At 67.9% G+C, this 16,632-nt stretch carries 20 protein-coding genes; 5 read left to right on the top strand and 15 right to left on the bottom strand.

The window, feature by feature from the left end; all coding sequences use genetic code 11:
* The first annotated feature begins 82 nt into the window (after nucleotides 1–82).
* Nucleotides 83–1,315, top strand: a complete 1,233-nt coding sequence (locus tag LZ005_RS11680) for a sensor histidine kinase (RefSeq protein ID WP_237808242.1) — start codon at nucleotides 83–85, stop codon at nucleotides 1,313–1,315.
* Nucleotides 1,312–1,953: a response regulator transcription factor gene (locus LZ005_RS11675; RefSeq protein ID WP_237808241.1), complete on the top strand. Its 642-nt coding sequence runs from the start codon at nucleotides 1,312–1,314 to the stop codon at nucleotides 1,951–1,953. The genes LZ005_RS11680 and LZ005_RS11675 overlap by 4 nt, the downstream gene beginning before the upstream one ends.
* On the opposite strand, the gene LZ005_RS11670 is transcribed toward LZ005_RS11675, so the two are convergent.
* Genes LZ005_RS11670 through LZ005_RS11620 form a run of 11 tightly spaced genes read right to left on the bottom strand, consistent with a single transcriptional unit; the run spans nucleotide 1,954 to nucleotide 11,014 of the window.
* Nucleotides 1,954–2,325 (bottom strand): RNA-binding S4 domain-containing protein, encoded by a 372-nt coding sequence (locus LZ005_RS11670; protein WP_237808240.1) that lies wholly within the window; start codon nucleotides 2,323–2,325, stop codon nucleotides 1,954–1,956.
* Nucleotides 2,325–3,485 carry a cardiolipin synthase ClsB gene (gene clsB, locus LZ005_RS11665; RefSeq protein ID WP_237808239.1) on the bottom strand — a complete coding sequence of 387 codons (1,161 nt, stop codon included), beginning with the start codon at nucleotides 3,483–3,485 and terminating at the stop codon, nucleotides 2,325–2,327. The genes LZ005_RS11670 and clsB overlap by 1 nt, the downstream gene beginning before the upstream one ends.
* A gap of 5 nt (nucleotides 3,486–3,490) precedes the next feature.
* Nucleotides 3,491–4,294 (bottom strand): endonuclease/exonuclease/phosphatase family protein, encoded by an 804-nt coding sequence (locus tag LZ005_RS11660; protein ID WP_237808238.1) that lies wholly within the window; start codon nucleotides 4,292–4,294, stop codon nucleotides 3,491–3,493.
* An 18-nt stretch (nucleotides 4,295–4,312) separates the two neighbouring features.
* Nucleotides 4,313–5,032 (bottom strand): ABC transporter substrate-binding protein, encoded by a 720-nt coding sequence (locus LZ005_RS11655; RefSeq protein ID WP_237808237.1) that lies wholly within the window; start codon nucleotides 5,030–5,032, stop codon nucleotides 4,313–4,315.
* 42 nt (nucleotides 5,033–5,074) lie between these two features.
* Entirely contained in the window at nucleotides 5,075–5,791 is a 717-nt protein-coding gene (locus LZ005_RS11650; protein ID WP_237808236.1) for an ABC transporter substrate-binding protein, read from the bottom strand.
* Nucleotides 5,792–5,800: 9 nt separating this feature from the next.
* Nucleotides 5,801–6,550 (bottom strand): substrate-binding periplasmic protein, encoded by a 750-nt coding sequence (locus LZ005_RS11645; RefSeq protein ID WP_373889324.1) that lies wholly within the window; start codon nucleotides 6,548–6,550, stop codon nucleotides 5,801–5,803.
* Between the two features lie 53 nt (nucleotides 6,551–6,603).
* Entirely contained in the window at nucleotides 6,604–7,785 is a 1,182-nt protein-coding gene (locus LZ005_RS11640) for an aspartyl/asparaginyl beta-hydroxylase domain-containing protein (RefSeq protein ID WP_237808234.1), read from the bottom strand.
* Nucleotides 7,782–8,240 carry a dihydroneopterin triphosphate diphosphatase gene (gene nudB, locus LZ005_RS11635; protein ID WP_237808233.1) on the bottom strand — a complete coding sequence of 153 codons (459 nt, stop codon included), beginning with the start codon at nucleotides 8,238–8,240 and terminating at the stop codon, nucleotides 7,782–7,784. Before nudB ends, LZ005_RS11640 begins: the two co-directional genes overlap by 4 nt.
* Nucleotides 8,241–8,288: 48 nt before the next feature.
* Nucleotides 8,289–10,094 carry an aspartate--tRNA ligase gene (gene aspS / locus LZ005_RS11630; RefSeq protein ID WP_237808316.1) on the bottom strand — a complete coding sequence of 602 codons (1,806 nt, stop codon included), beginning with the start codon at nucleotides 10,092–10,094 and terminating at the stop codon, nucleotides 8,289–8,291.
* 30 nt (nucleotides 10,095–10,124) lie between these two features.
* On the bottom strand, nucleotides 10,125–10,730 hold the full coding sequence (locus LZ005_RS11625) for a DUF502 domain-containing protein (RefSeq protein ID WP_237808232.1): 606 nt from the start codon (nucleotides 10,728–10,730) through the stop codon (nucleotides 10,125–10,127).
* Between the two features lie 17 nt (nucleotides 10,731–10,747).
* Nucleotides 10,748–11,014: an FmdB family zinc ribbon protein gene (locus tag LZ005_RS11620; RefSeq protein WP_237808231.1), complete on the bottom strand. Its 267-nt coding sequence runs from the start codon at nucleotides 11,012–11,014 to the stop codon at nucleotides 10,748–10,750.
* 213 nt (nucleotides 11,015–11,227) lie between these two features.
* On the opposite strand from LZ005_RS11620, the gene LZ005_RS11615 reads away from it, so the two are divergent.
* The 3 genes from LZ005_RS11615 (at nucleotide 11,228) to LZ005_RS11605 (ending at nucleotide 12,865) form a co-directional block, all read left to right on the top strand.
* A complete protein-coding gene (locus tag LZ005_RS11615; RefSeq protein ID WP_237808230.1) occupies nucleotides 11,228–12,154 on the top strand; it encodes an FkbM family methyltransferase in 927 nt (308 codons plus the stop codon).
* An 11-nt stretch (nucleotides 12,155–12,165) separates the two neighbouring features.
* On the top strand, nucleotides 12,166–12,468 hold the full coding sequence (locus tag LZ005_RS11610; protein WP_237808229.1) for a putative quinol monooxygenase: 303 nt from the start codon (nucleotides 12,166–12,168) through the stop codon (nucleotides 12,466–12,468).
* A 76-nt stretch (nucleotides 12,469–12,544) separates the two neighbouring features.
* A complete protein-coding gene (locus tag LZ005_RS11605) occupies nucleotides 12,545–12,865 on the top strand; it encodes a heavy metal-binding domain-containing protein (RefSeq protein WP_237808228.1) in 321 nt (106 codons plus the stop codon).
* Between the two features lie 27 nt (nucleotides 12,866–12,892).
* Here LZ005_RS11605 and LZ005_RS11600 read toward each other — a convergent pair whose 3' ends face one another.
* The 4 genes from LZ005_RS11600 to LZ005_RS11585 all read right to left on the bottom strand — a co-directional run bounded on the left by LZ005_RS11600 (nucleotide 12,893) and on the right by LZ005_RS11585 (nucleotide 16,632).
* Entirely contained in the window at nucleotides 12,893–13,486 is a 594-nt protein-coding gene (locus LZ005_RS11600; RefSeq protein WP_237808227.1) for a methyltransferase domain-containing protein, read from the bottom strand.
* A complete protein-coding gene (ubiB, locus tag LZ005_RS11595; protein WP_237808226.1) occupies nucleotides 13,483–15,048 on the bottom strand; it encodes a ubiquinone biosynthesis regulatory protein kinase UbiB in 1,566 nt (521 codons plus the stop codon). The genes LZ005_RS11600 and ubiB overlap by 4 nt, the downstream gene beginning before the upstream one ends.
* Nucleotides 15,045–15,641, bottom strand: a complete 597-nt coding sequence (locus LZ005_RS11590; RefSeq protein ID WP_237808225.1) for an SCP2 domain-containing protein — start codon at nucleotides 15,639–15,641, stop codon at nucleotides 15,045–15,047. Before LZ005_RS11590 ends, ubiB begins: the two co-directional genes overlap by 4 nt.
* Nucleotides 15,642–15,714: 73 nt before the next feature.
* Nucleotides 15,715–16,632, bottom strand: a complete 918-nt coding sequence (locus LZ005_RS11585; RefSeq protein WP_237808224.1) for a Tim44 domain-containing protein — start codon at nucleotides 16,630–16,632, stop codon at nucleotides 15,715–15,717.

The raw sequence follows: 16,632 nt of genomic DNA, 5'->3' as shown, positions 1-16,632 counted from the left end.
CGCACATGTGCCGAAAGTCGCAGCCGGCCGCCATGACTTTCGGCACAGTCTGCATGCGGCCGTTTCGCGCTACAGTCACGCTATGTGGAAACCACGCCATCCTTTCGGCCTGGCGGGCCTCGTGCCCTGCCTGGCCTTCATCGCCATCACCGCCGGCGCCCAGTGGGTCGCCCATGCGACCTATGCGGGCCTGGGCAATCTGCCACTGGCCGCCAGCGCCCAGGCCCTGGCCAACCTGATGAGCGCTCCACCGAGCGCCAGCTATGCGGGCAGCGCGCGGATGGCCCTGAACACGGCTCTGTACAACGGCGGCGCCGCCCTCGCCTACGCCCTGTTCGCCTGGGCCTTCTGGACCGCCAGCGATCCGGCCCGGCCGGCCACGCCGGCGCGCCTGCGCTTCTGGCTCGGCGTGCAGAGCGCGCTGGCCCTGTTCGCCGCGGCCGACCTGCTCTACTTCACACTGCTGGCGGTCGGCTATCTGCTGCCGTGGCGCGCCGCGCGCCGCTGGCTGCTGCTGATCGTGCTGGCCACCCCGGCCACCCAGTTGCTGATACTGGCCCTGGGCGTGGGCCAGGCCCCGCCCGACTTCCCGTGGCTGATCAAGATCGGCCTGACGGCCCTGCTGCAGAGCGTGGCCGTCGGCGTCGGCCACCTGATGGCGCGCGAACGCAGCGCGCGCCTGCGCCTGCAGCAGGCGCATGGCGAACTGCTGGCCACCCAACGCCTGCTGGCCGACATGGTGCGCAGCTCGGAGCGCGGGCGCATCGCGCGCAATCTGCACGACGCCATCGGCCACCACCTGACCGCCCTGCACCTGCATCTGGACCTGGCCGCGCGCCAGAGCGCGCCGGTGCCGCCCGCGCTCGATGTGGCGCGTGGCCTGGCGCGCGATCTGCTGGCCGAGGTGCGCGCCGTGATCAGTGCCGAACGCGCGCGCCTCGGGCTCGATCTGGAGCCGGCCCTGCGCGCGCTGTGCGCGGCCGTGCCGGCGCCGCCGGTCAGCCTGGACTTCGACGCGCCGCCACTGGACGCGCCCCTGATCGCCGACTGCGCCTTCCATCTGGTGCAGGAAGGCCTGACCAATGCGCTGCGCCACGCGGCGGCCAGCCAGATCCGGGTGCGCGTGCAGGCCAGCGCCGGCGCCCTCGAGATCGAGGTCACCGACGACGGCCGCGGCGGCGCGGCGGCCGAGGGCAATGGCCTGCGCGGGCTGCGCGAGCGCGTGGCTGCCGTCGGCGGCAGCCTGCATTGCACGGCCCGGCCCGGCGCCGGCTTCAGCCTGCACGCGCGTATCCCTTTGGAGTGGCAAACATGATCGAAGTGACTCTGGTCGACGACCAGCAGCTCGTACGCAGCGGGATCAGCGGCCTGCTGGCCCTGACGCCCGACATCCGCGTGCAGGCCGAAGCCGGCGACGGCGTCGCCGCGCTGGCCAGTATCGCCGCCGCGCCGCCGGCCGTGCTGCTGCTCGACGTGCGCATGCCCGGCATGGACGGCCTGGCCGTGCTCGAGGCCCTGGGCGCCCGCGGCGACCTGCCGCCGACGATTCTGCTGACCACCTTCGACGACGACGCCGTGCTGTTCGCCGGCATGCGCGCCGGCGCGCGCGGCTTTCTGCTGAAGGACATTTCGCTCGAACGCCTGGCCGAGGCGATCCGCGCGGTGGCCGCGGGCGGCACCGTGTTCCGCCCGGTGCTGACCGAGCGATTGCTGGCGGCCGTGGCGCGCCATCCGACCGGCTTTGACGCCTCGCCCCTGCCCGATCCGCTGTCGGCGCGCGAAATCGAAATCCTGCATCTGATGGCGGCCGGCCTGAACAACCGCGAGATCGGCGCCACGCTCGGCCCGAGCGAAGGCACGATCAAGAACCACGTCTCGAACATCCTGTCGAAACTCGGGGTGCGCGACCGCGTGCGCGCCGTGCTGCGCGCCATGGAACTCGGCTACGTGTAACTAGGGCAGCTCGTCGAGGCGGCGCCGGTCGCGCTTGGTGGGGCGGCCCTTGATGCTCAGGCCCGGCTCGGGGAACAGGCGCCGGTTCTCGGCATTGAGGGCACGGCGCGCCAGGCTGTCGGCGGTTTCCTCATACAGGGTGCGCGCCACCGTGGCCGGGCCGCGCTGGGCCGACAGGCCGCGCACCACCACTTCCCACTGCTCCGCGCCATTGTCGATCTGGTAGACCTCGCCCAGGCGCACCGTGCGCGCCGGCTTGATGCGTTCGCCGCCGAGGCGCACGCGCCCGCCGTCCACGGCCTGGGCCGCCAGCGAGCGCGTCTTGAAAAAACGCGCCGCCCACAGCCATTTGTCGATCCGGTAATCATCCATCACGCATATCCTATCGCGAACACGCGCATCAGGGCGCGGTAGATCCAGTAGGCGAGGCTGTAGCCGAGGCGGCGCTGCCACGGGATGTTGGCAAAGTCGACCGGGCTGACGGCCACGCCCTCGGCCATGGCCGCCTCGATCCGGTGGCGCAGATCGGCCGCGAAACGGGCGTCGCGCACGACCACGTTCGCTTCCTGGTTGACGAACAGCGACAGGCCGTCGACATTGCTCGAGCCGACCGTCGCCCAGACGCCGTCGACCACGGCCACCTTGCCGTGCAGCTGGGTCTTGCGGTATTCGATCACCTCGACGCCATCGGCCAGCAGGCGCGGGTAGAAAGCCTTGGCGACGGCGTCCTGCAGCGCATGCTCGCCGACCCCGATCAGCAGGCGCACACGCACGCCACGGCGCGCCGCGTGGGCCAGGGCGGCGCGGAATTTGCGTCCCGGCGCAAAATAGGGATTGGCCATCAGCACGCTGTCGCGCGCATTCGCAATCGCCTGCAGGTAGGCGCGCTGGATCATCGCGCGGTTGCGCAGATTGTCGCGCACGACGAAGCCGGCCTCCGTCGGCTGGCCCGGCTGCGAGCGCTGGAAGCGGCGCAGGTCGCGGTACAGGCCGATCCGGCGCAGCAGCGACAGGCGGCCCAGGCGCGCCCACTGGGCCTGCAGCTCCTCGTGGATCGGCGCCACCAGCGGCCCGCGCACATGGACTGCGAAATCCCAGCGCGGGGCCGGCAGCGGCTGGGCGCTGCCGTCGTCGCTGAGCAGATCGTCATTGGTGTTGATGCCGCCGACGAAGGCCTCGCGCCGGTCGACCACGCACAGCTTGCGGTGGGTGCGCGAGACGCCGCGCCGGAACCAGGGATTGAAGCTGCGGTGGCCGGCCCCGGCCGCGCTCAGTTCCGCGTGCAGGCTGGCGCTGTGGACGCGCCCCGTGCCCCACCAGTCGGTGATCACATACACCTGCACCCCGCGGCGGGCGGCGCGGCACAGGGCCGCGCACACGGCCTGGCCGGTGGCGTCGTCGGCAAAGATATAGGTTTCGAAATACACCGACTGCTGCGCCGTGTCGATGGCCGCAAGCAGGGCCGGGAACAGGGCCATTCCCGTGTGCAGCAGCGTGACCGTGTTATCGCCGAGATAGCGGACCGCTCGCATGCGTGTCAGGCATCCAGGGCCAGATTGGCCACGATCGGCGCATGGTCGGACAGCTTGCCCCACAGCGAACCGTGCAGCACCTCGGCCGCCTCGACCTGGAAGCCGCGCACGTAGATGCGGTCCAGGCGCAGCCAGGGCATCAGGGCGGGAAAGGTGCGCGCCGGACGCGGCCCCGGCTGCGGCCGCCCGGCCAGGGCGCGCAGGCGCGCCGCCACCGCCGAGCTCTGGCCCAGCTCATCGAACACTTCACGCACGCCGAGGGCCTGGCGCAGGCGCTCGGACAGGGAATTGCGCCAGTCATTGAAGTCGCCGGCGATGATCACCGGCTCGTCCGGCCCGGCCGAGCTGCTGACGGCCTGCACCAGCTGGTCGGCCTGGCGCCCGCGGCCGGCCTCGAACAGGCCGAAATGCACGACATAGCAGTGCACGGGGCGCGCGCCCGTTTCCAGCACGCAGTGCAGGATGCCGCGCTGCTCGTAGGCGTGGTCGGACACATCGTGGTTGGCCTGGCCGAGAATCGGATGCACCGACAGCAGCGCATTGCCATGGTGGCCGTGGTCGTACACGGCATTCATGCCATAGGCGGCGTGGTGCGAGTCGCCGGCGAAAAATTCGTGCTGGCCCATGCTCGGCCAAAACGGCTCGCCATAGCGTTCGGCATGGCGGTCATGGCGGCCCTGCACTTCCTGCAGGAACAGCACGTCGGCGCGCAACAGGCCGATCGCCTTTTTCAGAGCGTGCACGCGCGGTTTGCTGCCGATGCTCGATACGCCCTTGTGGATATTGTAGGTAACGACGCGCAGCTTCATACGTCCATTGTACGCCCGCTATTCGCGGCTTTGGGTATACCGCGCTTCGATCACGGCCACGGTGCCGTCGGTCAGCATCGCATGCCAGCCGGCGTTCAGGCGCGCGATCTCGGCGTCCGGCAGGGCGCGGTTGCAGGCCAGGTAGACGTCGGTGCGGCGAAAGGTCAGCAGCGGCACCAGTTGGCCCTTCAGGCCGCGCCGTTCGATTTCGATCTCGGCATGGCGGCGGCTGGCCACCCACAGGTCGATCCGGCCCATCAGCAGCTTCTTGATATTGAGCGCGTCGTCGGCCACGAATTCGACCTGCAGGCCATGCTCCTGCAGGGTGCGGGCGCGGTAGTCGCCCACGTAGGAGCCGATGCGCAGGCCGCGCGCATCGTCCAGGCTGCGCAGCACATGGCGGTCGCGCGCGCGGCCGACCAGCATCCAGTCGGACGCATGCAAGGGGCCGACCCATTTGAACAGGGCCTCGCGTTCGGGCAGACGCGCCATCGGAAACACGCAGGTGTCGGCCTGGGTCTGGGCCAGGCTGAAGCTGCGCGACCAGGCGTACATCGTCATCGTGTAGGGCGTGTGGGTGCGCTCCATCAGCGTGCGCACCTTGTCGGCCGAATAGCCGGTGATGCGCTCGCCCTGCTTCATGACCGAGGGCGGCACTTCCTCCGTCACCAGGCGCAGTGGCGCGGCGCGCGCCGGTGAGGCGCACAGGACGGTAGCAAGGAGCAGCAGGGGCAGCATGCCGCCAAGTCTAGCATTACCGACAGCAGGTGTTGCAAGAAATCAATCCCGCCAGCTTGCGTATTTCTGCTCGATGGCGGCGCCGCTGCCGTCCTCGTTGATGCTGGCGATGGCCGCGTTGAGGCGCTGGATCAAGGTGTCGGGCACATCGTGGTTGCAGGCCAGATAGGCCGAGGCGCGGCGGAAGGTCAGCACCGGCACCACCTGTTCGCGCAGGCCCTTGCGCGCGATGACGATCTCGGCGAAGCGCTTGCTCGAGACCCACAGGTCGATCCGCCCGTGGATCAGCTTTTGCAGGTTCAGTTCGTCCTTGGGCACATACTCGACCTGGAAGCCGCGGTCGCGCAGGTAGTCGCCGCGCACATCGCCGTAGTAGGCGCCGATGCGCAGCGGGCGGGCCGCCTCCAGGTCTTTCAGCTTGCGGCGGTCGCTGGCGCGGCCGTACAAAATCCAGTCGCTGACGGCCAGCGGGCCGACCCATTTGAACAGGGCCTCGCGCTCGGGGATGCGCACGGTCGCGTACAGACAGGTATTCGGCATGCTCTGGGTCATCGCGTAGCCGCGCGTCCATGGGTACATGTCGATGCTGTAGTCGACCTTGGCGCGCGCCATCATCAGGCGCACCTTCTCCGTCGAGTAGCCGGAAATCTCATTCCCGACCTTCATCACCGAGGGCGGAATCTCCTCGGTCAGCAGGCGCAGGCGCTCGGCCGCGGTGGCCGGCAGGGCGAGGCAGCAGAGCAGGAGCAGACGACGCATCGGCCTTCCTCAGCGCGAAGCCGTGGCAAGCGGGTCTTGCCAGAGCTCGTATTTTTTATCGATGGCGTGCGCCGTGCCGTCCTGCTTCATGGCCTCGAGCGCGCTGTTCATGCGCGCCACCAGGCTGTCCGGCACCGAGCGGTGGCAGGCCAGGTACATCTGGGTGTGGCGCCAGGTCAGGACCGGCTCGATCTTGCTCTGCCAGCCATTGAGCACGACGGTCGCGTTGCCAACGCGCAGGCTGGTGGCCCACAGGTCGATCCGGCCCAGCAGCAGCTTGCGCGGATTCGAGGACTGGCTCTGGACCGCGTCGACATTGAAGCCCTGGGCCTGCAGCGCGTCGCCGCGCACATCGCCGTTGTAGGTGCCGATGCGCAGCTGGCCGACATCGGCCAGGGTCTTGAACTTGTAATGCCGCTCGCTCAGGGCGAACAGGGTCCAGTCATTGTCGTGGGTCGGGCCGACCCATTTGAACAGGGCCTCGCGCTCGGGCGTGCGGGTGGTCGAGTAGACGCAGGTGTTGGGCTCGTTCTGTGCCATCAGATAGGCGCGCTTCCAGGGCAGCAGTACGATCTCATACGCGGTGCCGGTGCGGCGCAGGATCTCGCGCACCTTGTCGGTGGCAAAGCCGACCAGCTGGCCATTGGCCATCATGGCCGCGGGCGGCGAATGCTCGGTGGTGATTCTCAGGCGCGGATCGGCCGCAGCGGGACCGGCGGCCAAGATGGCCGCCAGCAGACCCGTTGCCAGTATGCCCAAGCGTCTCATATGAGCATTTAAACACTTTTTGGGACGGCTTGGGCGGACCGGCTTCAGATCGCCCAATCCTGCGGCAGACCGCCCTGCTTGTGCACGGCTTCGAACAGGGCCGCGATATGGGTGCGCTCGGCCTCGGTGATATCCGGACGCCAGATTTCAAACAGCAGGATCACGCGCTCTTCGGCGCTGTCGTTCCAGGCCTCGTGCTCGATGGTGTCGTCGAAGGCCCAGGCCTTGCCCTCCTCCCAGTGGCGCACGTCGCGGCCGACGCGGAAGCCGCAGCCGCCAGGCACGATCAGCGGCAGGTGGCAGATCAGACGGGTATTGGTCATGCCCGTGTGCGGCGGAATGCGCGTGCCCGGCTTCAGGCGCGAGAACATGATCGAGGGCGAGACCCCGGGGATGCTCGAAATCGGCGCGTCCTTCAGCACTTCCATCGTGGTCGGGCAGCGCGCGATCGCGTCGAGCATGGCCATGCCGTCCTTGACCAGGTAGTAGGCGCCCCAGTCGGGGTTGTTCATCATGCCGCCCTGGGCGATGGTGGCGCGGCGCGGGTCGCCCTGGATGTAGGGGGCGAAGGCATTCGGGTCGGCCAGGATGCCCTGCAGCTCGGCGCGGATGGCGTCGGTGGCCGCTTCCAGCTTGTCCATCCAGGGGAACAGTTCGCGCGGGAAGAAGGTCACCGGGGCCAGGCCGGGGAAATAGAAGAAATGCGGTTCCTGGAAGTAGATTTTCTGCTTGCCTTCGAGCAGATCGAGGGCCTCGGCAAAGCGCGGGCTCATCGGTGCATCGACCTTGGCCAGCTCGCTGCGCAGATAGTTGGAGAAGCCGCTCGCATAGCGCGCCAGGGCGGCGCGCGCGCGCTCCAGATCGTTCTTCTGCTCGGTCGCCAGCGCGTCCTCGGGCGGGGCCACCATCAGCGCCGCCTGGTAGTGCGAGGAGGCGGCCTTTTCGTCGCCGGCGGCGTCGAAGATGTCGGCCTTGAACACCAGCGCGCGCAGGTGGCGCGGCTCGAGCGCCAGCACCTGGTCGAGCGCGGCCATGGCGGCGCGCTGGTCGCCCAGGTGCATGCAGGCCATGGCGATGCCCAGGTGGGGCGTGACGTCATCGTTCAGGCCGGCGGCCAGGGCCGCGCCAAAGGCCTGGCGCGCGCGCACGGCGTCGCCTTTGCTCAGGAATTGCACGCCCTGGGCGACTTGGTTCTGGGCTGCTTGGGCTTTGTTCCGGGTCGTCATAATGTCTTGTTGGTGTAATGAGGCAGTTGCAGGATGGCTTCCGCGTTCGAGGGCGAGAAGCAGCGGTCGGCCGCTTCCAGATACGGATACCAGGCGTAGCGCAGGTGTTCGCGCGGGGCCAGGGTGACGGGGGTGTCGCGCGGCACGCAGACCGAGAACACGTGCTCGGTGTTCTGGGTCACGCCGGGCGCATAGCGGTGGCGCCAGACCGGATAGATGTCATACACATTGGCCAGCTGCCAGTCGCGCAGGACCAGGTCGCGGCCGTCGGCCAGGATGCCGGTTTCCTCCCGCAGTTCGCGCGCGGCGGTCTGCAGCAGCGGTTCATCGGGCGCATCGAGCGAGCCAGTGACCGACTGCCAGAAGCCGGGCCGGTCGGCCCGTTCGAGCAGCAGCACCTCGAGCGCTGGCGTGTGGATCACCACCAGCACGGATTCGGGAATTTTATAAGGCATGGGCGAGATGAAAAAATGGCGCGGTCGCCCGCGCCATCATTCGGTCGCTCAGGACGCGACTTTCGCGGCGTCCGGATTGTTGCGCAGACGGATGTGCAGCTCGCGCAGCTGCTTCTCGTCGACCACCGACGGCGCCTGGGTCAGCAGACACTGGGCGCGCTGGGTCTTCGGGAAGGCGATCACGTCGCGGATCGACTCGGAGCCGGTCATCATGGTGACGATACGGTCCAGACCGAAGGCCAGGCCGCCGTGCGGCGGGGCGCCGTATTTGAGGGCGTCGAGCAGGAAGCCGAATTTCAGCTGCGCTTCCTCGGCGCCGATCTTCAGCGCGCGGAACACTTTCGACTGCACGTCTTCGCGGTGGATACGGATCGAGCCGCCGCCCAGTTCCCAGCCGTTGAGCACCATGTCGTAGGCCTTGGCGACGCACTTGCCCGGATCGGTTTCGAGCATGTCCTCGTGGCCGTCTTTCGGCGAGGTGAACGGGTGGTGGGTGGCGGTCCAGCGATCGTCTTCCTCGTCGTATTCGAACATCGGGAAGTCGACCACCCACAGCGGCGCCCACTTGTCTTCGAACAGGCCGTTGTTCTTGCCGAATTCGCTGTGGCCGATCTTCACGCGCAGCGCGCCGATGGCGTCGTTGACGACCTTGGCCTTGTCGGCGCCGAAGAAGATCAGGTCGCCGTCCTGGGCGCCGGTCTGCTCGAGGATCGCGGCCAGCGCGGCGTCGTGGATGTTCTTCACGATCGGCGACTGCAGGCCGTCGCGGCCCTTGGCCTTCTCATTGACCTTGATGTAGGCCAGGCCCTTGGCGCCGTAGATGGCGACGAACTGGGTGTAGGCGTCGATTTCCGAACGCGGCATGGCGCCGCCGCCCGGCACGCGCAGGCCGACCACGCGGCCGTTGGGCATATTCGCCGCGCCGCTGAAGACCTTGAATTCGACGTCCTTCATCACGGCCGTCAGATCGGTGAACTGCAGCTTGACGCGCATGTCCGGCTTGTCCGAACCGTACAGGCCCATGGCGGTGGCGAAGTCCATCACCGGGAAGGGGTTGGGCAGTTCGACGTCCAGCACTTTCTTGAACACGTGGCGGATCATGTCTTCGAACAGATCGCGGATTTCCTGTTCGGTCAGGAACGAGGTTTCGCAGTCGATCTGGGTGAATTCCGGCTGACGGTCGGCGCGCAGGTCTTCGTCGCGGAAGCACTTGGTGATCTGGTAGTAGCGGTCGAAGTTGGCGACCATCAGCAGCTGCTTGAACAGCTGCGGCGACTGCGGCAGCGCGAAGAAGTGGCCGTCGTGCACGCGCGAGGGCACCAGGTAGTCGCGTGCGCCTTCCGGGGTCGACTTGGTCAGCATCGGGGTTTCGATGTCGATGAAGCCGCGCTCGTCCAGATACTTGCGCACTTCGATCGCGACCTTGTAGCGCATGCGCAGGTTGTTCTGCATCTGCGGGCGGCGCAGGTCGAGCACGCGGTGGGTCAGGCGCGTGGTTTCCGACAGATTGTCGTCATCGAGCTGGAACGGCGGCGTGACCGAAGCGTTGAGCACTTCGACCTGGGAGGCGTGGACTTCGATCTTGCCCGACTTCAGGTTGGTGTTGACCGTGCCTTCCAGACGCGCATCGACGCGGCCGGTGATGCGCAGGCAGAACTCGTTGCGCACGGCTTCGGCCACTTTGAAGACCTCGGCGTTATCCGGGTGGCAGACCACCTGCACCAGGCCTTCGCGGTCGCGCAGGTCGATGAAGATGACCCCGCCGTGGTCGCGGCGACGGTGGACCCAGCCGCACAGGCTGACGGTTTGGCCCAGCTGTTCTTCGGTGACGAGGCCGCAGTAATGAGTACGCATGGAAGACATAGGATTTTCGATCGAGGTTGGTTATTCGGTGGCGGGCAGCTGGTCGGGTGCGACCACGCCCATGGAGACGATGTACTTGAGCGCCGCGTCCACGCTCATGTCCAGTTCGATGACCTGGCTCTTTTCCATCATGAGGAAAAAGCCCGAGGTCGGGTTGGGGGTGGTCGGCACGTAGACGCTGACGTAGTCGCCCACCAGATGGTTTTTCACATCCCCGCCCGGGACGCCGGTCAGGAAGGCAATCGTGTAGCTGCCGGCGCGCGGGTACTGGATCAGCACCGCCTTGCGGAACGCATTCCCGCTCGAGGAGAACAGGGTGTCCGACACCTGCTTGACGCTGGTGTAGATCGAGCTGACCACGGGAATCCGGGCCAGCAGCTTTTCCCACAGGCGCACCACGTAGTTGCCGATCAGATTATTGGTCAGCAGACCGGTGACAAATACGATCAGCAGGGTCAGCACGGCGCCCAGACCCGGGATGCGGAAGCCGAACAGCGTCTCCGGCTGCCACTCGTGCGGCAGGATCAGCAGCGACTGGTCCAGGGTGCCGATGATCATGCTCAGCACCCAGGCCGTGATGGCCAGGGGCACGAGGATCAGCAGACCGGTGATGAAGTATTTGCGCATGCGCTCTCCAGGCGGGCTTATTCCGAGGCCGGGGCCAGGGTCGGCGCAGGGGCCGCGGCCGGGCTCTCGGCGGTGGTGGCGGGCGCGCTGGTGCCGCCGCTGCCGCCGCGGAAATCGGTCACATACCAGCCCGTGCCCTTGAGCTGGAAGCCGGCGGCCGTCACTTGTTTCTTGAATGAAGACTTGCCGCACGACGGGCAGTCGGTCAGCTGCGGGTCGGATACCTTTTGCAAGACATCCTTCGCGAACCCGCACTCGTCGCAACGGTAGGCGTAGATTGGCATCGTTTTACTCCGCAAAAATCATCAAAAACCCTGAATTATAAAGCTTTTTCTATCCTTCTGGCGATTTTGGGGCGCAAGCCGCCGGCTTCAAGGGCGGCGCCCCCGGCGCGCGCGCGGCGGCTTATTTTACTTGCAAGTCCGACCGCCGCGCGCGCATCCGGCCGGCTGAAGCCGCTACAATGCCTGTTATGACTTTTTCATCGTGAGCCGATCTTGCGTTCCCTGCTGATAGCCCTGCTGCGCCGCCTCTGCTTCGGCGCGCCCCCGGTCGATGGTCCCCTGTTCGCGCGCGGCGACGCGCCCCATCTGCCCGATGTGATCGAACTCGAGCATGGCCAGGTGCTCGTGCGCGGGCGCCACGGCTGGCTGGTCGGCAACCGCTATGACGAATACCTGGGCAAGGCCCTGATGCTGTACGGCGAGTACGGCGAGATCGAGCAACGCTACCTGGCCGGCCTGCTGCGCCCCGGCGACACGGTGATCGAGATCGGCGCCAATATCGGCAGCGAGACCGTGGGCCTGGCGCGCGCCGTCGGTCCAAGCGGGCGCGTGCTGGCCTTCGAGCCCCAGCCCGGCGTCTACCAGATGCTGTGCGCGAATGTGGCCCTGAACGGCCTGGCCCAGGTCCAGACCTTCCAGCTCGGCTGCGGCGCGGCCGAGGCCACGCTTTATGTGCCGCGCTACGACTTCGGCGCCGGCGGCAAGCACAATTCGGGCGCCGTCCAGCTCAGCGCCGAGGCGCGCGGCGAGGCCGTCAGCGTGCGCCCGCTCGATCAGCTCACCACCGAGCTGGCGCAGGTGCGCCTGATCAAGATCGACGTCGAGGGCATGGAGCGCGCCGTGCTCGAAGGCGCCCAGGCCCTGCTCAAGCGCTGCCGCCCCATCCTGTACGTCGAAAACGACCGCGCCGAGCGCAGCATGGCCCTGATCGAGTGGCTGCAGGCGGCCGGCTACCGCCTGTGGTGGCATCTGCCCCCCCTGTACAACCCGGTCAACTATTTCGGCAATCCGGCCAATGCCTATCCGCGCATCGTGTCGGAAAACATGATCTGCTTCCCGCAGGAGGCCGTCGACGAAGACGCCGTGGCCGGCCTGATGGAAGTGACGGACGCCAGCTGGCATCCCTCGCGCACACGCTAACGGAGACGCCCATGTACGGATTGATCGGCAACATCCAGGCCCAGCCAGGCCAAGGCGCGGCCCTGAGCGCCATCCTGCTGCAGGGCCTGGCCAATCTGCCCGGCTGCCTCAGCTACATCGTCGCGCGCGACCCGGCCGACCCCGACGTCCTGTGGGTGACCGAGGTCTGGGACAGCCAGGCCAGCCACCGCGCCGCCCTCGCCCTGCCCGTTGTGCAGGCCGCCATCGTGCAGGGACGGCCCCTGATCGCCCGCTTCGGCGAACGCCACGAGACCGAGCCGCTCGGCGGCAGCGGCCTGGGCGGCGCGCGGTAAAAACGGCCCCACATTGCCGTTTCGCCGCGCCGCGCCGACGGGCACACTGCGCTCACTTTCACTCAGGAGAGCCAGCATGATCGTCAGCACCACGCCCAGCCTGCAAGGCCAGACCATCACCCGCTACTGCGGCATCGTCACCGGCGAAGCCATCCTCGGGGCCAATCTGTTCAAGGACCTGTTCGCCAGCATCCGCGACCTGGTCGGCGGGCGCTCGGCCACCTATGAGCGCGAACTGCAGCGGGCGCGCGACATCGCGCTCGAAGAACTGCAGCAGCGCGCCCAGGCCCTGGGGGCGAACGCCGTCGTCGGCGTCGACCTCGACTACGAAGTGCTGGGCGAGCGCAATGGCATGCTGATGGTCTCGGCCAGCGGCACCGCCGTCGTCGTCGCCTGAGCTGCAAGCTGTCCGCGCGCGCCGTCCCTAGCGGCGGCGCCAGCGCTGCCAGCGCTCCTTGCCTGCGAACACAGGAATCGAATCGGCCACGGGCCCATCCTCCTCCAGCCTGAAGTGAGGCTGCAGCAGCGCCTGCAGGACGGCCGGATCGGCCCCGAACGGCGGGCCTTTGGGCGCTGCATCGAAGAAGAAGAAACCAGCGAGCTGGCCGCCCGGCGGCAGCAGGGCCGCCCAGCGCGCCACCACCTCGGGCCAGCGCGCGCGCGGCATGGCGCACAGGAAGGCGCGTTCGTAGATCAGCTCGAGCGGCGCGGCCGGCTGCCAGGCGAAAAAATCGGCCTCGTGCAGACGCACGGCCCAGCGCGGGTGGCGGGCGCGCGCCTGCGCCACCGCCTCGGGCGCGAAATCGATGGCGTCGACCTCCCAGCCGAGCGCGCACAGATAATCGAGTTCCCAGGCCGTGCCACAGCCGGGAATCAGGGTGCGCAGCGGGGCCTCGGTGGCGGCGAAGCGCTGCAGATCGGCCGGCACGGCGCCGCGGTCCCAGGGCGTGAAGCCGCGCGCGAAACGCTCGTCCCAGAAGGCCGGATCGCGCGGGTCGCGGCTGGCGAAATCACTCATCCGTGGTAATAGCGGAAGTAAATCTGGGCGCCGACCAGACCGATGACGAAGGTGGCCACGAACACGGCAATGAAGGCCAGCAGGCGGTTGGTGCGCTGCTGCTCGCCGATCAGCACCTTGATCAGCTCGGCTTCATCGCGGCGCGGTGCGGCCGCCTGCTGCAGCGCGCGGTGCACCATGCGCGGCAGCTGCGGAATGATGTGGGTAAAGCGCGGCGCCTCGGCCTTCAGACGCTCCATCATGCCGGGCAGGCCGACCTGCTCGGCCATCCAGCGTTCCAGATAGGGCTTGGCCGTCTTCCACAGGTCGAGGTCGGGATCGAGCTGGCGCCCCAGGCCTTCGATATTGAGCAGGGTCTTCTGCAGCAGCACGAGCTGGGGCTGGACCTCGACATTGAAGCGGCGCGAGGTCTGGAACAGACGCAGCAGCACCTGGCCGAAGGAGATGTCTTTCAGCGGGCGGTCGAAGATCGGTTCGCAGCAGGCGCGCACGGCCGCCTCGAGCTCGTCGACGCGGGTCTCGGGCGGGGCCCAGCCGGATTCGATGTGGGCCTCGGCCACGCGCTTGTAGTCGCGCCGGAAGAAAGCCAGGAAATTCTGCGACAGGTAGTCCTTGTCGAAATCGTTCAGGGTGCCGACGATGCCGAAGTCGAGCGCGATGTAGCGGCCGAAGCTGGCCGGATCGATCGACACCAGGATATTCCCCGGGTGCATATCGGCGTGGAAGAAACCGTCGCGGAACACCTGGGTGAAGAAAATCTCGACGCCGTCGCTCGACAGCTTTTTCAGGTCGACGCCCTCGGCCGCCAGGCGGTCGATCTGGGAAATCGGAATGCCATGCATGCGCTCCATCACGATCACGTTCGAGGAGCAGTAGTCCCAGTACATCTCGGGCACCAGCAGCAAGCGCGAGTCGGCGAAGTTGCGGCGCAGCTGGCTGGCATTGGCCGCCTCGCGCATCAGGTCGAGTTCGTCGTGCAGGTATTTGTCGAACTCGGCCACCACTTCGCGCGGCTTGAGGCGCTTGGCGTCGGCCCACACGCGGCTGACGAACTCGGCCGCCAGATGCATCAGGGCCAGGTCGTGGTCGATCACTTCCTTCATGCCGGGGCGCAGCACTTTGACGGCCACATCCTTGCCGTCCTTGAGGCGCGCGAAGTGCACCTGGGCGATCGAGGCCGAGGCCACGGGCGTGCGTTCGAAGCTGGCGAACAGCTGCTCCGGATGGGCGCCGAGCGAGCGCGTGATCTGGGCAATCGCGAGTTCGGAATCGAAGGGCGGCACGCGGTCCTGCAGGCGCGCCAGCTCGTCGGCGATATCGGGTGGCATCAGGTCGCGCCGCGTCGACAGCACCTGGCCGAATTTCACGAAGATCGGCCCCAGTTCCTCGAGCGCCATGCGCAGGCGCTCGCCACGCGGCGCATGCAAGCTGCGCCAGAAGAACAGGCGCGTGAACAGCTTGCGCGTGCGCGGCACCGGAAGGGCCGAAATCAGCAGATCGTCGAGGCCATACTTGATGGCCACACGCAAAATCTTGGCGAGACGGACGAATTTCAGAATCATGAGGCGGCCAGTTTCCGTTCCAGCGCGGCGATGCGCTTGTCCATGCGTTCGACGTCGTCGCGCAGGCGCGCGATCTCGCCGCCATAGCCGTCCACCGCGGCCGGGCGCACCAGCAGCGGCTGCTCCTCGAGGAAATATTCGGCCAGGTTCTCGGCCAGCTTCTGCTGGGTCTGTTTGGCGGTCTCGACGGCGCCACGCGCACCGGCCACCACCCGTGTCGCCAACAGCGGACCGAGCCAAGGCTCGAGGTCGTGCTCGGCTTCCCAGCGCAGACCCTGGGCCACGGCCGAGATCGCATTGGCGAACTCGGCGTCGCCTTCGACTTTCACATACGAGAAGGCGCGCTCACGGTTCTGCAGGATCAAGGGCAGATCGGCCAGCTTGAGACGGATGGTGACGGCGGCCACGCCCGCGTCCGCCACCAGCAGGCCATCGGCGCCGACGCGCAGATGCAGCGCCGTGGCGCCCGCGTCGATGCAGGCGATCTTGCCGGCATGCGGGACCAGGGCCGCGCGCGCCCAGGCTTCCTGCGCCAGCAGGTGATTGATGACCGCCGCGGCCGGCGCGGACGGATCGGGAAGGGGAATCGCCATGAAGTGCTTCCTGAAAAACAAAACCGCCCGGAAATCCGAGCGGCCTTGATCTTACCATGCAGGCAGGGCTGGCTTATTGCACCTGCTGAATGCCCGCCAGAATCCAGCGGCCACCGCCAGCGACGGCGCGCGTCATGTTCCAGACCTCGCAGAAGGGCTCGGCCGGGCCGTTCTCCGACTGCTTGATGGTGGCGTCGAATTTCACGCTGGCGACGTAATCGCGCTCCAGGGTCTCGACGCCGAGCAGCTCGGCATTGAGGGTGACGACGTCGGTGAAATTGCTCTCGCCGGCGGCGCGCTCCTGCAGCTGCAGGCGCAGTTCGCCGAAGACTTCGGGCGTGACGAATTCACGCAGGTCGGCGGCGTCGCCCTTGTCCCAGGCGGCCTGCATGCGCAGGAAGCTGGCCTTGGCCTCACGCAGGAAACCATCGGTGTCGAAGCCGGCCGGCACGCCCCAGGGGGCGCTGACCGGGGCCGCAGCCGCGGCGGCCGCGCCGCCCTGGAAGGCGGCCGGTTCCAGACGCGAACCGATTTCCGGCGTCGGCGCCGGCGCGCCATAGGCATAGGGCGCAGCGCCAGCCGGCTGGGCCTGCTGCGATTTACCGCGCAGCAGACGGAACAGGAAGACGGCGGCGGCCACCAGCAGGCCGATCATCAGGATCGAGCCGAGCGCATTGGCCATGCCGGCGCCCATGCCGAGACTGGAGAACAGGGCGCCGAGGCCGAGGCCGAGCAGGGCCCCGCCCAGCACGCCCTTCCACATGCTCGGCTTCTGGACCGGTGCGGCCGGGGCCGGCGCGGCAGCGGCCGGGGCGGCCTGACGCTGGCCGGCCAGCGGCGCCTGTTGCGGCGCCGGCTGCGGCGCCTGACGCGTGACGGTGGGCGACTGGCGCCCGATTGAGCGGCCGCCGCCCATCGGTTTGGCGACGGCATCGACCACCAGCGCGGTCGCGGTGGCGGCCAACAGCATGCTGATCACAAACTTCTTCAT

It is taken from the genome of Massilia sp. TS11 (assembly GCF_022012445.1).
Lineage (GTDB): Bacteria > Pseudomonadota > Gammaproteobacteria > Burkholderiales > Burkholderiaceae_D > Telluria.
Note: the sequence above shows the minus strand (reverse complement) of the source record. Positions and strands in the feature narration are given on the sequence as shown.

Excerpts from the sequence above, each read along its gene's own strand:
- LZ005_RS11680 (WP_237808242.1), top strand. The coding sequence starts at position 83 with ATGTGGAAACCACGCCATCCTTTCGGCCTGGCGGGCCTCGTGCCCTGC.
- LZ005_RS11675 (WP_237808241.1), top strand. The coding sequence starts at position 1,312 with ATGATCGAAGTGACTCTGGTCGACGACCAGCAGCTCGTACGCAGCGGG.
- LZ005_RS11670 (WP_237808240.1), bottom strand. The coding sequence starts at position 2,325 with ATGGATGATTACCGGATCGACAAATGGCTGTGGGCGGCGCGTTTTTTC.
- clsB (WP_237808239.1), bottom strand. The coding sequence starts at position 3,485 with ATGCGAGCGGTCCGCTATCTCGGCGATAACACGGTCACGCTGCTGCAC.
- LZ005_RS11660 (WP_237808238.1), bottom strand. The coding sequence starts at position 4,294 with ATGAAGCTGCGCGTCGTTACCTACAATATCCACAAGGGCGTATCGAGC.
- LZ005_RS11655 (WP_237808237.1), bottom strand. The coding sequence starts at position 5,032 with ATGCTGCCCCTGCTGCTCCTTGCTACCGTCCTGTGCGCCTCACCGGCG.
- LZ005_RS11650 (WP_237808236.1), bottom strand. The coding sequence starts at position 5,791 with ATGCGTCGTCTGCTCCTGCTCTGCTGCCTCGCCCTGCCGGCCACCGCG.
- LZ005_RS11640 (WP_237808234.1), bottom strand. The coding sequence starts at position 7,785 with ATGACGACCCGGAACAAAGCCCAAGCAGCCCAGAACCAAGTCGCCCAG.
- nudB (WP_237808233.1), bottom strand. The coding sequence starts at position 8,240 with ATGCCTTATAAAATTCCCGAATCCGTGCTGGTGGTGATCCACACGCCA.
- aspS (WP_237808316.1), bottom strand. The coding sequence starts at position 10,094 with ATGCGTACTCATTACTGCGGCCTCGTCACCGAAGAACAGCTGGGCCAA.
- LZ005_RS11625 (WP_237808232.1), bottom strand. The coding sequence starts at position 10,730 with ATGCGCAAATACTTCATCACCGGTCTGCTGATCCTCGTGCCCCTGGCC.
- LZ005_RS11620 (WP_237808231.1), bottom strand. The coding sequence starts at position 11,014 with ATGCCAATCTACGCCTACCGTTGCGACGAGTGCGGGTTCGCGAAGGAT.
- LZ005_RS11610 (WP_237808229.1), top strand. The coding sequence starts at position 12,166 with ATGTACGGATTGATCGGCAACATCCAGGCCCAGCCAGGCCAAGGCGCG.
- LZ005_RS11605 (WP_237808228.1), top strand. The coding sequence starts at position 12,545 with ATGATCGTCAGCACCACGCCCAGCCTGCAAGGCCAGACCATCACCCGC.
- LZ005_RS11600 (WP_237808227.1), bottom strand. The coding sequence starts at position 13,486 with ATGAGTGATTTCGCCAGCCGCGACCCGCGCGATCCGGCCTTCTGGGAC.
- ubiB (WP_237808226.1), bottom strand. The coding sequence starts at position 15,048 with ATGATTCTGAAATTCGTCCGTCTCGCCAAGATTTTGCGTGTGGCCATC.
- LZ005_RS11590 (WP_237808225.1), bottom strand. The coding sequence starts at position 15,641 with ATGGCGATTCCCCTTCCCGATCCGTCCGCGCCGGCCGCGGCGGTCATC.
- LZ005_RS11585 (WP_237808224.1), bottom strand. The coding sequence starts at position 16,632 with ATGAAGAAGTTTGTGATCAGCATGCTGTTGGCCGCCACCGCGACCGCG.